We start from the raw sequence: 14,471 nt of genomic DNA on the forward strand, positions 1-14,471 counted from the left end.
TTTACGATGGGATGACTATCAAATTGCATAAGCTTAACTTCGATAGTCTGAATCTTTTGATCTAGGTTTGAAAAAGTTTATTTATATAGTTATTCGAATAATTTAAATAGATAATCAGGATCTTCTTCCATTGCCTTGTACAGGTAAAAACCGCTATTAAAACCGCCAAAATTGCTAAAATTAATATCCAAGATAATTTATTCATTAAGACTGATATTATCACTAATAATTATAAGAGTACCCATCAATACAGGACGAATGTAATAAAGACAACCATTGTTCGGTAAGGTCTTAAACAAGTAGCTATATGTTAGGTTGAAGAGGGCTATTATGTTTATGCCTTAGGGAGCTTTGACCTATAAAACTTTACTAATCATGCACGGGATAGGTCTACTGTTAACCTGTTGAACAGGTATCATATGGTTCAGCTTTAATAATATATTTGCATGAATATAAAAACGTCACATAATCCGGCTGATTTTCAGTGGTCCTTCCTTCTTCCCAAGTATTGGGCAATTTGGTTAATAGTTTTTATATTTTCCTTTTTAGCTGTCTTGCCCTGGTGCATTCAATGGAGGATAGCTAGACTGCTTACTAATCCTGCATGGAGGTTTTTATCTAGCCGTCGGCAAACGACTATCCTGAATCTGGAGATCTGTTTTCCTGAAAAGAGTCCAGATGAAGTCGAGCTGGCTGCAAAAGAAGTATTTTTTAATGCCTTGATTGGCCTGTTTGAGGCATTAAATGCTTGGTACGCCCCCAAATGGTTTAAATCTCGTGTATACATTCAGGGACTTGAATATATAGAAAATGCAAAGGGTCAGGGTATTCTGCTTTTAAGCTCTCACACTACTTTATTAGATGCAGGGGGATATATGTGCAGCTTGTTCTTTGAACTGGATGTTGTATATCGACCTCAAAATAATCCTTTATTAGAGATGCTGATTTATCGGGGCAGAGCAAAGGTATACAACAACCAGATTTCAAAAAATGATATGCGAGGTTTAATCAAGGAGTTAAAACAGGGCCGGGCAGTCTGGTATAGTCCTGATCAGGACTTTGGCCTCAAGCAGGGCGTAATGGCCCCTTTCTTTGGAGTTCAAGCCGCCACAGTAACTGCCCATAGGCGTATAATGCAAATATCAAATACCTTAGCTATCCCTCTGTACTTTTACAGAACAGGAGATATTAGAAATCCTCAATATCATATTTTGCTGGAGCCACAGCTTGAGGACTTTCCGGGTAAGGATGAAATTACTGATGCCACTAGAGTAAACAAAATATTAGAACGTCAGATACGTATGGCGCCTACACAATATATGTGGTTTCACCGGCGCTTCAAAACCCGTCCTGATGGCTATGATAAGATTTATGGAAGTAAATAATCTCAAACAATAAAAAAAGCACTCTAGGGTGCTTTTTTTAATTACTTGCTATGTGTTATAGAGCAACAATATTTACAGCATTAGGGCCTTTTTGACCTTGAGCAACACTGAAAGATACCTGCTGACCTTCGAATAAAGTTTTAAAACCAGAGCTGGCAATTTCACTAAAGTGAGCAAAAACATCTGATCCAGATTCTTGTTGAATAAAACCGAATCCTTTAGCTTCGTTAAACCACTTTACTGTACCATTGATAGTATTAGACATAATAAATCCTATTGAATTTTAATAATTTTTAGTCGTTTTTAATGACTGAGTATAACTTTGAAAATAATAAAGAATGGAACTTAAAATCTGAAAAAAACGAAGAATTATGACTAAAACTGCGATACTTAAGAAGATTTACCGGACAAGACTTTTTTCTAGTTAAGGCAATAATACATGAAAATAATTAATATTCAAGTTTTTTATATTATATATTTATTTTTTTGATAAATAGTGTTAATTAACAGCTACTTCTTAAGAAGTTAATTTTTATATCAGATTTAAATAATGAAAATGATATGTGGAAACTTATCACCTCCCTTGGTATGACAACTATAAATGCTAAGGCCTAAGTCTATGAATTTCAGGTATGGGGCTTTTCTCTGATATTAAGGTATAGCATAAATATCTGTATTGAGGATGATCTGGGCAAGCAAGTTGTGTAACGTTCAAGTCCAAGACTCAGAAACAATCGAAGATATGAATAAGATGAGTGACGTAAAATGCCATAAATAAAGTTTTATTATAGGAAGTGAACATTACATGGTTTGAGCTATATTCTGTTTTGTGTACATGAGATGGGATTACAAATACAGGAAAGAATTACGCTTTATAAAACTGCTATTGGGTCTTATCATTACATATTTACCTCAATGAAGTTGATTAAACAGCTCATACTAAGTCTCTTATATAGATAGAAGTAAAAAAGATGGATACATGTTTACGTATAGCTGAAGAAATTTATAGAAAGATTGAAAATAGAAATGGTTTCTTGGGTAATAACTCTAAAGACATGAGCCTTTTCCTAATAGAGTTTAAAAGGGAAATCAGAAATACAGATATCAAATGTAAGTATGAATTTAATAGTTTAAAGGAACTTATTGAGCAAATTGAAAAACACAATGGTAAAACACTTGATTTAAGTCTTATCCCTAGTCGACATCAAAAAGATGAATTTATACTATGGTTAGCAGTAATATTTGAAAGCTTGACCGATAAAATTGTGGTGGATTCATTTCAAGAGAAGCCTACTTTAGAACCAAAATCTCTACTTTTAGATAATAGCGAAGCTACAACAACCTATCTTCGAATCTAGCAAAAATAAGCAAGCTAATTAATCAATATTATTGCAATCACTATAAATATCTTTCAAATGATGAGATAGGTACTTAACAAACCCATTTTTATCATCTATCTCTGGCATTTCTACACTCCAAAACGTATATCGCCGTGAATTAAATTTAAAGATAACAGTTACTGTCTTTATCATAATAGAGCATTTCACCACTTCAATTTCAGAAAATAATTTTAGAGCTTCAGCCAGAAAATTTAACTTATCCGTAGCACTATTTGCTCTGGAATGGTGTGTGCTCAATGTCTCTGTATAAAGACGATAACAAAGATCTTGAAGGACCTCACTATTATTAACCATGAGTGTTCATACATTCTTTTTAAAGAGATAGAGTAAAATAAAGGTAGGGTGCATATTTGTACTCCTGTAAGCTAAGCCAAGAATCAATAGACTTATAGAATTTTAGAAAATTCAGTTCATTAAAATTTTATAAATGTCTAGCCTCACTTACTTTAAATGAGAATAGTACAATTTAATGTATATGCGTATAGAAAATTAATCTTTATTTTATAAGAACTTCTGACCTTAAAACAGATTAGTAAGTTAGTGTTTACAATAAGTTTTCGGATTCTTTGATTTTCATTAGTCATAAAAGGGTATCATATGGCCCATCTAAATAATGAGAGTGTGGTATGCAACAAAGCTTTTTTGGTGAGCTCTTTGGCGTAAAAATTCATTTACCTGTCTCACGCAATGAAGTAAAACAACTAATCTATGCTAAATCTGATTTTGCGGGATATCTGGTTCAAGAAAAGTCCATTCCACTCCATCGAGCCCAGACAGAACTTGATCAAGATATACATAAGTTTGTCCGGAATATGGAAAAATCACAGGCAAATCGCTTTTATGAATATCTTATAGAAGAGAGTGCAGTTTCTGCTGAAGAGTTCAGAAACCAGATTCATAACCCGATGACCTTGAATTATCCAAAACTTAGAATCTCTGGTGACAATACAGTTAGAAGAAAACATTCTGTCTGGAGTTATATGAGTTGGTTCTTGCTGATAGGTTGTGTATTTTTAGGTACATATTGGTTCGACCTATAAGCAACTATTTTCTGCTAAAGTCTCATTTTTTATTTCCGTTAAAAGTCCCTCCTGTCTTTGATCAGGTAAATAGTGGTTCCCTGAGTAATGATTGCAGCGTAGGTCGAAAACGCAATACGATTTTAAGAAGCTTTCCAAATGGTGAGCTTTTTTAATTTTTTGAGCTCATTCCTTGTCATAAGGCTTAATTTTCCAAAAAAATTAAAAAAATAAACAATTTGATTATACCTTTCTTGATTTAGATTCAATATAAATGATACTCCACGCGCCATTAAAAGGTATAAGAATGAAGGAATGTATTCAAATAGCAGAAACGGTTTATGACCGAGTCTATAAAAAAAATGGATTTCAAGGCGACAGCTATAAGGATATTGATATTCTTTTAATAGAAATTAAAAAGGAAATTAAAGATAGTGGAATTGGATTTAAATACAATTTTAATAACTTTGATGAGCTATGTAAGGAGATAAATAAGAACAAAGGTAAAATGATTGATATGAGCCTGATGCCAAACCGCAATGTAAAAGATGAGTTTGTACTATGGCTAGCCACTGTATTTGCGACAATAACCGATAAAGTTATTGTTGAGATCCCAAAAGTTTCGCCTCTGAGCCCCAAGCTTGAAAATAATGGTGAAGCTATCTCTGCTTACTTACGGTCTAAAGAATTTAATCAGACCACTTAAGCAATACTTGTAATTCAATTTCGTAGTTCTAAAAATAATACAAAATTTTCATTAGAGCTTATTAAGTTAATAAAAATGGGACCTTGTTTAGTAACAGGTCCTAATAAAGTTTAGAAGTATTATTCAGCTTTTAGGATATCACTTAACTTTTATTTTGTGGTTCATGAGGGGTAGGAGACTTTTCATCTTGCTTTACTTCATCGGGAGTTTGTGTAGAGATCTCTGGAGTAGGCTCGGCTGACTCATTGTCTTTTGTAGCTTTTTCGGAAAAATCTTTAAAATTAGACATTTCAATCTTCTTTATTATGTGAAGGAAAGTCATCATGCTCTTTTATGTCTACTTACACTAAGATAGTTGTGAGAGTGATGTGTGAGCTATGTGTCTTTTACTACAAAATTTCTGATTGGCTAATTACTTAAAGACTTTTTACTTTGAGAATAGACTAATTGAAATTTGTGGTGCTTTATTATACTAATATACAATTGAATAATGAGATATTTATCACTATATTGTTAAGATATGATGACATGATTGGGATTTTTAATTTGCGTATTTTTATTGATAGGATTTCTTTATGAAGGATGGAATATTTTATGTTGTATTTAGAAATAGTGGCCATGGCTTTGGAGAGGGTACTGTCGTTATAAACAATAATAAGATTAATGGTGGAGATTCTAACCATACATATTCAGGCCACATCAAAGATAATCTTGTCAAGCTAACTGTCCATAAGCACAGGAAGTCGGCGCTATCTATCTTTGATCAAGAATCTAATTACAGAATTAACCTAACTTTTCAAGAGTCAGGATTTGGTTTCTCGCTTAAAGGCCATGTTGAAGATAACCAGAATATTACTATAGAAGCCGACGCCAAATTTATTGGTGAACTTGTAATCTGATTATTTAAAAACCTATTTTTGTTTTCTTCTATTATCTTTTAAATCATATAACGGTCTTGTTCTTATCAAAGGCAACTCTATAGCATAGTTTCTTGCTCATCATTTTTATATCGATAACGTGTTATTAATACATATTTTTTGGATTGATGTGATTTTTAAATCGTTTAGTAACTCTGTTGAATCTTCTTTTCACTCAATCTTCTAAAACTGAAAATAGTAATTAAATAAGTACTTAAACTATTTATTGGGCTACTTCTTTATCTTTATTGAATATAGAAAGCAATTAGTCATAGTCTAGTCTTACAGTCTTTGCAGTTTATAACTGATGAGGTTTCTTCTATAGTCTTCATAACATGATAACTAACTACTAACAGTCAGTTTTTCCAAATATATACTTGCCTGGCAAACAAAACACAGAAGAATAGAGACTATATGTACTTCATGATGGAAGGTGATCAGAAAGTAGAAAACAGATTTATTAAGGTAATCACCCATTGAGAAGGACATATTATTACTATATGTCATGTCTGAGTCTAATAATGAAGTTTGCCCTATACAGTAAACTTTCGGACCGGCTGAGCAATCATCTATTTTTTCATCATGTCTGGAAGAGTTACGATGCCAGATAATTCAAGCTTAATATTCTTCAGTTTATAACCCTTAACTATGCAGCCTTCAAAAGCTACAAAGGTAGTCTTCAAGCCAAAAAATCTTTTAATAGTAAGTTTATTAATGTATAAGCTCACTATATTTTCCTAAAATTTTCTAAATATTTGAGTATTGTTTAGTGTACATGAGATTTCTGGTAACGACTTCTATAGTGTCGAGTGTATTATTCTTTTGTTTGTATTCTCATACTGCTCCTGCATTTACCCATCATAAAAATTTGGATAGTGCTGCTATTGCTTCTTTTTATCCACGTAAAAGGAATGCTTTCAAGAGTTTTAAATTTGCCAGAATTGATCATAAAAAAAGATTAGCGGTAAAAAATAGTGTTTAAAAACGACTAGGAGACTTAACGTAGCCGGTCAACACAAATTTTAAAACTGATATTAAGGTCCATAATCTATTTAAACCGGACCCCATATTTCATAGTCTGTAGCTTTTGTCCCTCTAAATTACCTAATTTAAAAATCTACTATATTTGATCAACATACAAACATTATTAATTTACACTTCAAATTTTGCCAGTTGCTATAGTGGTTTTTCCCTTGAATTAAATAATAAGGCTTAACAATGCAAAATATTAATGAACATGACGTAGTAATAGCTTCTTGTGGAACTCAAGTTGGAAAGGTAGATCATTTAGAAGGCCAAGATTCAATTAAATTGACTCGTAGTGATGATGAAAATAATGAGCACCATGTCATCCCGTTAAGCTGGGTTGCCAAAGCAGAAAATGGTGAAGTTCATCTCAATAAGAATGCTGAAGAGGTTCACCAGCAGTGGAAGACTCTTCAGTAAAGGGTCGATTCTTAGTAAGTCAAACATAGTATTGCATAGGCAATACTATGTTTTTTTAAATTTATTTATTCAAAATTTGTAGATCCAGCCCGAAATCTACTTTTCTACTTTTCTACTTTTCTACTTTTCTACTTTTCTACTTTTCTACTTTGACGTGCGGTATTTACTATCTGGTAAATCTGTACTGACCATTTGCTGGCAGTTTACTGTATTACTTATAAGTATAGCTTCTGATTCTTCTGGTTTATTGCCCGGCGCAAAAATATTGATATAAGCTAAATCACTTGTACTCGAGATCCTAAATTTTAATCACTGACCAGCTTTGGCCCGGAAGGTATATTAACTATTATAGTATCTTGTAAAGCTACCTCTATCTAACAGTTGCGTTGTTAATATCTTTTTTGAACGATAAAGATAATCTGGTTTTCAGCAGCTTTGAAACTACAGGCAAACTGCAAAAAGAAATAAAAAAGCTAGGAAAGCAGAACCTAAGTATTTATTAATAAATATCGAAAGTCATTCTTATAGTGATGTATGTGAATATTATATCGCCAGAAAAATTACTGATCTTTATAGGTACATGGGCTATAACTGATAAATATGTATTTATAGTCCGGCACTAAAGTTAAGAATAAAGGGAAATATTATTTAAAAACCGATAAAGGAAATAGAAATTATAAAACAGAATTATTTATATATCAGTGATATAAATTTCTTTTACTCTTTATATTTTTAACGTATAAGTATAAAAGCAAATTACTTAATAAAGTCACTGCGAATTACTACTATATAAGGCTCATTCAGATGCATATAAGGATTTTAATAACTTTATTTATAGGTATGAGCTGTTTTTTCTACTGGACATACAATACCCGGAATAATTTTTTCGGCAAAAACGATGATATAAAAAGAATTGCAAAAGCCTCTTTTTATCCTGATAAAATGAGCACAGGCAAGAATTTTACCTTTGTAAAAGTGGGACCGGATGACAAAATTATTCTTGAGAAAGTGGAATTCGCTCAATAACATTTTCCTCTGAAGAGCCCCTTGTGAAAAATTAAGTATTCACTTTGGTTTATTATATTGAACTTGAATTTTATCTCACTCTTTTGCCATTTTGATCAATTATTAATTCACCATCTTCTTTACTAAATGCCTTACGTTGAGGTGCGGACAGTATATCTAGCACTATTTCTGAAGGCCTACATAGTCTGGTTCCAAGTTCTGTGACGACAAAAGGCCGGTTAATTAAAATAGGATATTCAAGCATCAAGGTGATTAATTGCTCATCTGTCCAATGTAATTTATCTAAGTCTAGCTCTTTGTAGGGTGCTACATTCTTGCGTATGGCTTCACGTACAGTTAGCCCGGAATTCTTGATTAATTGAATTAACTCTGCTTTTAAAGGTGGAGTCTTTAAGTACTCAATAATTACAGGCTCTTGCCCTGTATTACGGATTAGGGCTAATGTATTTCTAGAAGTTCCACATTCCGGATTATGATAAATTTTGATTGATTGAGACATAGGTTACTCGATCTCTTTAGTATTGTTTGCCTTTATATATGGATATACGTATATTCGCAATAGTAAATATTTGAGATTTCAAAAGATGGAACAGACAGATTTTTTTAAATGCCTTGCTGATTCAACACGTTTAAATATTTTAAAATTAGTTATGAACAGAGAAAACGTATGTGTATGTGAATTTACGGCACAATTAAAATTAAGTCAGCCAAAAATCTCTCGTCATTTAGCCCTGCTTAGAAACTTGGGAATACTACTGGATCAGCGTAAAGGGCAGTGGGTATATTATCGCCTGAACCCTGATTTACCAAATTGGGCACATGATATTTTAAAAATAATAGCATTAAACCCGATACTTAATCCCTTAACTTCAAATATTCCGGACTATTGTGAAGAGTAATATTGTGCCTGCTAAAATATCATTTCTGGATCGTAATCTTACACTTTGGATTTTTATTGCTATGGCGCTAGGCATAGCTATAGGAGTGTTTTTTCCGCAAGTCTCTGTGAACTTAGATAAGTTAAGTATAGATTCAATCAATATTCCAATAGCTATTGGTTTAATTCTGATGATGTATCCACCTTTAGCCAAAGTCGATTATGCAGCTTTGCCAGAGGTATTTAAAGACAAGAAAACGCTAATTTTATCTCTAGTTCAGAACTGGGTTATTGCACCAGTTTTAATGTTTGTTTTAGCGGTTATCTTTTTACCTCACTATCCTGAATATATGACAGGATTGATTCTGATTGGTCTGGCACGATGTATTGCAATGGTTTTGGTGTGGAACGGCCTAGCTTGTGGCGATAATCAATACGTTGCGGCCTTAGTCGCATTTAATAGCATTTTTCAAATCCTATTCTTCAGTACTTATGCCTGGTTGTTTTTGACTTTTTTGCCACCTTATTTTGGTATTGCGGGGCAAGTGATCAATGTTGATTTTTGGACTATCACACATGCGGTACTCGTGTATTTAGGTATTCCATTTTTTCTTGGTTTTATGACTCGCTTTCTTCTAGTTCGGGCCAAAGGTTTAGCTTGGTATCGAAATATCTTTTTGCCAAAGATCAGCCCAATGAGTTTACTGGCTCTATTGTTCACAATTGTGGCAATGTTTAGTTTGAAAGGAAATGATGTGGTGAGCTTGCCGCTGGATGTTTTGCGGATTGCAATTCCTCTGATCATTTATTTTATATTAATGTTCTTTATCAGCTTCTTTATGAGCAAATGGATGGGAAATGATTATCCAAAAACCACAGCCATTTCTTTTACAGCTGCGGGAAATAACTTCGAATTAGCATTAGCTGTTGCAATTGCAACTTTCGGCTTGGCGTCACCCGTGGCGTTTACTACCGTAATTGGTCCTCTGGTTGAAGTACCAGTGCTCATTATACTGGTGAGTGTTTCACTATGGCTGAAGAAAACCTGCTTTAAAGAAAAATAATTATTCTGAATTTCTTAATCTGAAATTAGCTTTACTTGATATTAATTAAGTAAGTAAGGATTACTGTGAGATATAAATTATTATTCTCGAGTTGTGGAAAATAATGAAGAACCATTAGATATATAAGTCTAAAAAATTTTTAAAGATGAATAAAAATTAAAGACAATAAAAAGCCCCGAAAAAGGGGCTTTTTATCACGTTATATTTATAAGTTATGCCTTATTTACACCAAAAGTTATATCATTTTTATGAAGCTTTGCTTTAGGAAAATAAAATTATTCTAAAATAATCTTGGTCCAGGCTTCATACATTTTTACAGCAGCGGAAAAATCACTATCGGGCTCTGCTGTCAGATTTGCTGCCTGAATCAGACTTTGTGTGAGCGCAAGAAGTGGGGCAGGTAACTTTGCTTCATTAACCAGATCTAGTGCTATTCCTGTATCCTTTGCAAGCAAAGGTAAAGCAAAGGTTAACGGGAAACTACGGTTTAATATTCGTGCGGGCAGTGCCGTTTCAGTGATGCCACTTTTACCACTTGAGGCATTAATACATTCAAGGGCCTGATTCAGATTGACACCATGGGCTTTTAAAGTCGTAAAACCTTCAGCTACTGACCATAAGTTCACTGCAAGTAACATATTATTCACTGCTTTCACAGCAAACCCAGCCCCTGAGTCACCTACATGTTTAATCAGCTTGCCAAAGGTCTGCATAGCTGGCAGGGCACGATCAAATACTGCAGCATCGCCTCCAACCATTATGGTTAAAGTGGCATTTTCGGCACCAATAGTTTGACCACTGACAGGCGCATCTAAAAATTCGATGTCCTTTTGTTTTAAACTCATTGCCAGCTCTTTTGCTGCTGCAGGAACACCACTTGTACAGTCTATCCATATAGCGCCAGCTTTAATATTTAATGAGTCAATAAGCTGCTTCACATCCTGGCTGGTAGGTAAACAGGAAAAGATAATATCTGCCTGTACCGCCTGATGTAGATCTATTGCCTGTGTACCGTACTCAGTTGCATGCTGTTCAGCCTTTTCAAAGCTGCGATTCCAGACATAAACAGTATCAAAATGTTTGGGTAGATGTGCAGCCATGCGGTAGCCCATTGCTCCAAGACCAATAAATGCCACAGTTTGAATCATAATGTATCCTTTATTCTTGATGAGCGTTGTACCAGCCATTCGGTCAATTTTGGCCAGAATTCATTGGCACTTGCCTGGCTTGACATTAAACCGATGTGCCCTCCAGGAATAGCAGTAAACGAAACATCTGCACTATTTGTCAATTGGCTAAGGGGTTGAATAGCTGCTTCTGTCACAATCTGATCTGTGGTGCCGGCACCTAATAGTAATGAGGACTCAATATTTTTTAAGTCAATTAACTGATCTTTTAAATGAATAATTCCTGTTTTCAGTGGATTTTTAAGCCAGACTTTAAAAATCATATCTTTATTGATTGCCCCAGGATAATCATTCATATGATTTAAAAATGTCTGCACCGTAGTGTGTTCTCGCAGAAATTTTTCATTGTCTATATATTTAAATAACTGAATACAGCTGTTTAACCAGCCCGCCGGATCAATTATTTTAAACCCCAAGGCATTGATAAAACCTGGTGTATGGATCAGCCCCTCAGGAATATTTTCAATACTGTGCCTGATTTTTGCATGTCTGGTAAGTAGCTGATTTACTGTTTCAAATAGCCTGCCAATCCGACCCGAAGCGTAACTGTCAATTGGGCTACCTAAAATAATCAGATTTTTAACATGACTCTGTTTCGCCAAGGCACTGTAGAGTAAAGCAAAAATACCCCCCATACTCCAGCCATGCAGGGAAATTTTTTCACTCTGCGAATGTTCACAGACAGTTTTAATATAGTGCGGCAAGCAATCATCAATAAAAAATAGAAAATCGCGATATCGGTCCTGAAATGTGAAGCTTCCCCAATCAACCAGATAAACATCAAAACCTTGCAGCTGAAAATGCTGTACTAAAGAACGGTAAGGATATAGATCATAAATCGCCATATTGACTGCCAGCGGTGCTACAAAAACTAATGGCTCCTTGTAGCGTTTATGAGCGGCAGCATAATAACGCAGCTGGCTGCCATGATACTTGCTGATTACCTGAAAGGGTGTGGATTGGGAAAGAACCAATGACTCGGGGTTAAGTACACGGCGTGAAAGATGAAAAAATCTGGTCTTCTGCTGTCGAATTCTGGCTTTTAAGGTAAACATTTTTGGCATTCATTTCTCATTTCAAAAGATTTGTATGAAGACTAAGCGATAATTATGCATTTTACCTTGACCAGAAATACTCTCGACGCTCAAAATGTTGGCAATTTCTATCAAGGGCAGTCTTGCGGACTGAGTCAGACATGAACCAACCAGACGAACCAGATTATCAAATTGACACTTTAGCTATTCGCACTGGCCATACACGCAGTTTTGAAGGCGAACATGGCGAACCAATCTTCCTGACCTCTTCATTTGTTTATGCCAATGCTGAGGAAGCAGCAGCAAAATTCTCGGGTCAGATTCCAGGTAATATCTACTCGCGCTTCACTAACCCGACAGTTTCTATGTTTGAAAAACGTCTTGCTGCATTAGAGGGCGCAGAACGTGCCGTTGCTACTAGTTCGGGTATGGCGGCAATACTGGCTGTAGTCATGTCTTATCTAAAGGCAGGTGATCATGTCATCTGTTCACGTGCGGTATTTGGTTCTACTGTATCGCTGTTTGAAAAATATGTTGCCAAGTTTGGTGTAACGGTAGACTTCGTTGATTTAACAGATACAAGTGCCTGGAAAGCTGCATTACGTCCTGAAACACGACTGCTTTTTGTAGAATCACCTTCTAACCCACTGGCCGAGATCGCTGATATTCAGTCTCTGGCAGATATTGCGCATAGCAATGGTGCTCTACTGGCGATTGATAACAGTTTTTGTACTCCGGTTTTACAACAGCCTTTAAAATTCGGTGCTGACCTGGTGATTTATTCTGCTACCAAGTATCTTGATGGTCAGGGACGTGCTTTAGGTGGTGCAGTGGTTGGCGGTCATCAACTGCTTGAAGACGTTTTCGGTATGGTGCGTACTTTAGGGCCATCAATGAGTCCTTTTAATGCCTGGATCTTTTTAAAGGGCCTTGAGACATTAAACCTGCGTATGAGAGCTCATACGGCCAGTGCTCAAAAACTGGCTGAATGGTTAAAACAGCATCCAAAAGTTGAAAAAGTCTATTATGCCGGCCTGCCTGAACATATAGGCCATGAACTGGCAGCCAAGCAGCAAAGTGGTTTTGGTGGGATTGTTTCTTTTGAGGTAAAAAAAGGACGAGAAGGGGCTTGGAAAGTCATTGATCAGACCCAATTTATTTCTATTACCGGTAATCTGGGCGATACCAAGTCTACTATTACTCATCCGGCGACTACCACGCATGGTAAATTGTCAGCAGAGGCGAAAGAAGCAGCAGGTATCCGCGAAGGCTTGATCCGGGTTTCTGTCGGCCTTGAAGACATTGATGATATTATTCGCGATTTATCGCGCGGTTTAGATTTAATTTAGCCATTTAAATTTTTTTGGAGAGTAATAATGAATATTAATATGTTGATGCAGCAAGCCCAGCGTATGCAGAAGGATGTAGAAAGTAATCTGAAAAAAGCCAAAGAAGAGCTAGCCCAGATGGAAGTACATGCAGAAGCGGGTGGTGGGCTGGTAAAAGTAAGCATGACATGCCGTAATGTAGTAAAGCGTATTGAAATTAATCCGGACCTTTTACAGGATGAACCGGATATGATCGAAGACCTGATCGCTGCTGCGATTAATGACGCTGCCCGTCAGGCAGAAGCAATTTCTGAAGAAAAAATGAAGAGTGCCAATAGTGGTATGGGCTTACCACCAGGCCTGGCCGGATTATTTTAAGGATTAATATTACGTGTTCAGTGAACGCTTTGATCAGCTTGTACAGGCATTGCGAATTTTACCTAGCGTTGGGCCGAAATCGGCTCAGCGTATGGCATTGCATCTGCTTATGAAAAATCGGGAAGGTGCATCAGGACTGGCTCATGCTCTAAATGAGGCAACTTCCTATATTCATGAATGTAAAGTCTGTCATTCACTGACAGAAAATGAAGTGTGTGATATATGTGCATCTTCTGAACGTGACGAGCAGCAGCTCTGTGTAGTGGAATCACCAGCCGATGTCATGGCAATAGAGCAAAGTGGCAGTTTTAAAGGTAAATATCATGTCCTTGGTGGTCACTTATCTCCACTTGATGGGATTGGTCCAGAAGAGATTGGTATACCTTATCTAGTCCGGCGTTTGAGTGAAGGTCATATTACAGAAGTTATTCTGGCGACCAACGCTACAGTAGAAGGCCAGGCGACAGCTCATTATTTGGCTGAAGCTACCAAACATTTGCCTTTGCATCTAACTCGAATTGCCCAAGGGGTACCTCAGGGTGGTGAACTCGAATATGTAGATAGCCATACGTTAAGCCAAGCTTTACACAATCGGATGCGAATAAAATAAGCACTTATAAGTGCTTATTTTATTTGTAATGGTAAAAAAACTGCATTTTGTCGTACATTCTGTCACTGGAAAATAGGGCGAATTCAAACATGAG

Annotated in this window: 16 protein-coding genes; 11 read left to right on the plus strand and 5 right to left on the minus strand. The window is 35.7% G+C overall.

What is annotated here, in order from left to right; all coding sequences use genetic code 11:
* The first annotated feature begins 446 nt into the window (after window positions 1-446).
* The gene (locus B3X18_RS07935) at window positions 447-1,385 is read left to right on the plus strand and encodes a lauroyl acyltransferase (RefSeq protein ID WP_005020107.1); all 939 of its coding nucleotides are present in this window, start codon (window positions 447-449) and stop codon (window positions 1,383-1,385) included.
* Between the two features lie 55 nt (window positions 1,386-1,440).
* Here B3X18_RS07935 and B3X18_RS07940 read toward each other — a convergent pair whose 3' ends face one another.
* Window positions 1,441-1,650, minus strand: coding sequence for a cold-shock protein (locus tag B3X18_RS07940; RefSeq protein WP_005020108.1), 210 nt, complete (start codon window positions 1,648-1,650; stop codon window positions 1,441-1,443).
* A gap of 706 nt (window positions 1,651-2,356) precedes the next feature.
* Here B3X18_RS07940 and B3X18_RS07945 point away from each other — a divergent pair.
* The 3 genes from B3X18_RS07945 to B3X18_RS07955 all read left to right on the plus strand — a co-directional run bounded on the left by B3X18_RS07945 (window position 2,357) and on the right by B3X18_RS07955 (window position 4,510).
* A complete protein-coding gene (locus B3X18_RS07945) occupies window positions 2,357-2,743 on the plus strand; it encodes a hypothetical protein (protein WP_005026105.1) in 387 nt (128 codons plus the stop codon).
* 668 nt (window positions 2,744-3,411) lie between these two features.
* Entirely contained in the window at window positions 3,412-3,825 is a 414-nt protein-coding gene (locus B3X18_RS07950) for a hypothetical protein (protein ID WP_005020112.1), read from the plus strand.
* A gap of 286 nt (window positions 3,826-4,111) precedes the next feature.
* Entirely contained in the window at window positions 4,112-4,510 is a 399-nt protein-coding gene (locus B3X18_RS07955; protein WP_005026101.1) for a hypothetical protein, read from the plus strand.
* A gap of 142 nt (window positions 4,511-4,652) precedes the next feature.
* Here B3X18_RS07955 and B3X18_RS07960 read toward each other — a convergent pair whose 3' ends face one another.
* On the minus strand, window positions 4,653-4,799 hold the full coding sequence (locus B3X18_RS07960) for a hypothetical protein (protein ID WP_005026099.1): 147 nt from the start codon (window positions 4,797-4,799) through the stop codon (window positions 4,653-4,655).
* Between the two features lie 286 nt (window positions 4,800-5,085).
* On the opposite strand from B3X18_RS07960, the gene B3X18_RS07965 reads away from it, so the two are divergent.
* Complete coding sequence (locus B3X18_RS07965; RefSeq protein ID WP_005020117.1) at window positions 5,086-5,409, plus strand: GrlR family regulatory protein; 324 nt, start codon at window positions 5,086-5,088, stop codon at window positions 5,407-5,409.
* A gap of 1,236 nt (window positions 5,410-6,645) precedes the next feature.
* Window positions 6,646-6,873: a DUF2171 domain-containing protein gene (locus tag B3X18_RS07970; protein WP_005020120.1), complete on the plus strand. Its 228-nt coding sequence runs from the start codon at window positions 6,646-6,648 to the stop codon at window positions 6,871-6,873.
* 1,096 nt (window positions 6,874-7,969) lie between these two features.
* On the opposite strand, the gene arsC is transcribed toward B3X18_RS07970, so the two are convergent.
* The gene (arsC, locus tag B3X18_RS07975) at window positions 7,970-8,398 is read right to left on the minus strand and encodes an arsenate reductase (glutaredoxin) (RefSeq protein WP_005026096.1); all 429 of its coding nucleotides are present in this window, start codon (window positions 8,396-8,398) and stop codon (window positions 7,970-7,972) included.
* 85 nt (window positions 8,399-8,483) lie between these two features.
* Between arsC and B3X18_RS07980 the strand changes: the two genes are divergently transcribed.
* Complete coding sequence (locus tag B3X18_RS07980) at window positions 8,484-8,798, plus strand: metalloregulator ArsR/SmtB family transcription factor (protein ID WP_005026093.1); 315 nt, start codon at window positions 8,484-8,486, stop codon at window positions 8,796-8,798.
* Window positions 8,799-8,859: 61 nt separating this feature from the next.
* Window positions 8,860-9,840: an ACR3 family arsenite efflux transporter gene (gene arsB / locus B3X18_RS07985; protein ID WP_051005732.1), complete on the plus strand. Its 981-nt coding sequence runs from the start codon at window positions 8,860-8,862 to the stop codon at window positions 9,838-9,840.
* A 275-nt stretch (window positions 9,841-10,115) separates the two neighbouring features.
* Here the strand turns inward: arsB and B3X18_RS07990 are convergent, their stop codons facing one another.
* Complete coding sequence (locus tag B3X18_RS07990) at window positions 10,116-10,988, minus strand: NAD(P)-dependent oxidoreductase (protein ID WP_005026091.1); 873 nt, start codon at window positions 10,986-10,988, stop codon at window positions 10,116-10,118.
* Window positions 10,985-12,091 (minus strand): alpha/beta fold hydrolase, encoded by a 1,107-nt coding sequence (locus B3X18_RS07995; protein WP_005026090.1) that lies wholly within the window; start codon window positions 12,089-12,091, stop codon window positions 10,985-10,987. Before B3X18_RS07995 ends, B3X18_RS07990 begins: the two co-directional genes overlap by 4 nt.
* A gap of 131 nt (window positions 12,092-12,222) precedes the next feature.
* On the opposite strand from B3X18_RS07995, the gene B3X18_RS08000 reads away from it, so the two are divergent.
* The 3 genes from B3X18_RS08000 to recR are packed head-to-tail and all read left to right on the plus strand — an operon-like array spanning window position 12,223 to window position 14,377.
* Entirely contained in the window at window positions 12,223-13,410 is a 1,188-nt protein-coding gene (locus B3X18_RS08000) for an O-succinylhomoserine sulfhydrylase (protein ID WP_005026089.1), read from the plus strand.
* Between the two features lie 27 nt (window positions 13,411-13,437).
* The gene (locus B3X18_RS08005; RefSeq protein ID WP_005026087.1) at window positions 13,438-13,767 is read left to right on the plus strand and encodes a YbaB/EbfC family nucleoid-associated protein; all 330 of its coding nucleotides are present in this window, start codon (window positions 13,438-13,440) and stop codon (window positions 13,765-13,767) included.
* A gap of 13 nt (window positions 13,768-13,780) precedes the next feature.
* Entirely contained in the window at window positions 13,781-14,377 is a 597-nt protein-coding gene (gene recR, locus B3X18_RS08010) for a recombination mediator RecR (protein WP_005020133.1), read from the plus strand.
* Window positions 14,378-14,471: the final 94 nt, after the last annotated feature.

It is taken from the genome of Acinetobacter sp. UBA6571, from assembly GCF_002434085.1.
Lineage (GTDB): Bacteria > Pseudomonadota > Gammaproteobacteria > Pseudomonadales > Moraxellaceae > Acinetobacter > Acinetobacter radioresistens.

What these genes read in the sequence shown, in the direction of transcription:
- B3X18_RS07935 (WP_005020107.1), top strand. Translation starts at nt 447, where the DNA reads ATGAATATAAAAACGTCACATAATCCGGCTGATTTTCAGTGGTCCTTC.
- B3X18_RS07940 (WP_005020108.1), bottom strand. Translation starts at nt 1,650, where the DNA reads ATGTCTAATACTATCAATGGTACAGTAAAGTGGTTTAACGAAGCTAAA.
- B3X18_RS07945 (WP_005026105.1), top strand. Translation starts at nt 2,357, where the DNA reads ATGGATACATGTTTACGTATAGCTGAAGAAATTTATAGAAAGATTGAA.
- B3X18_RS07950 (WP_005020112.1), top strand. Translation starts at nt 3,412, where the DNA reads ATGCAACAAAGCTTTTTTGGTGAGCTCTTTGGCGTAAAAATTCATTTA.
- B3X18_RS07955 (WP_005026101.1), top strand. Translation starts at nt 4,112, where the DNA reads ATGAAGGAATGTATTCAAATAGCAGAAACGGTTTATGACCGAGTCTAT.
- B3X18_RS07960 (WP_005026099.1), bottom strand. Translation starts at nt 4,799, where the DNA reads ATGTCTAATTTTAAAGATTTTTCCGAAAAAGCTACAAAAGACAATGAG.
- B3X18_RS07965 (WP_005020117.1), top strand. Translation starts at nt 5,086, where the DNA reads ATGAAGGATGGAATATTTTATGTTGTATTTAGAAATAGTGGCCATGGC.
- B3X18_RS07970 (WP_005020120.1), top strand. Translation starts at nt 6,646, where the DNA reads ATGCAAAATATTAATGAACATGACGTAGTAATAGCTTCTTGTGGAACT.
- arsC (WP_005026096.1), bottom strand. Translation starts at nt 8,398, where the DNA reads ATGTCTCAATCAATCAAAATTTATCATAATCCGGAATGTGGAACTTCT.
- B3X18_RS07980 (WP_005026093.1), top strand. Translation starts at nt 8,484, where the DNA reads ATGGAACAGACAGATTTTTTTAAATGCCTTGCTGATTCAACACGTTTA.
- arsB (WP_051005732.1), top strand. Translation starts at nt 8,860, where the DNA reads ATGGCGCTAGGCATAGCTATAGGAGTGTTTTTTCCGCAAGTCTCTGTG.
- B3X18_RS07990 (WP_005026091.1), bottom strand. Translation starts at nt 10,988, where the DNA reads ATGATTCAAACTGTGGCATTTATTGGTCTTGGAGCAATGGGCTACCGC.
- B3X18_RS07995 (WP_005026090.1), bottom strand. Translation starts at nt 12,091, where the DNA reads ATGCCAAAAATGTTTACCTTAAAAGCCAGAATTCGACAGCAGAAGACC.
- B3X18_RS08000 (WP_005026089.1), top strand. Translation starts at nt 12,223, where the DNA reads ATGAACCAACCAGACGAACCAGATTATCAAATTGACACTTTAGCTATT.
- B3X18_RS08005 (WP_005026087.1), top strand. Translation starts at nt 13,438, where the DNA reads ATGAATATTAATATGTTGATGCAGCAAGCCCAGCGTATGCAGAAGGAT.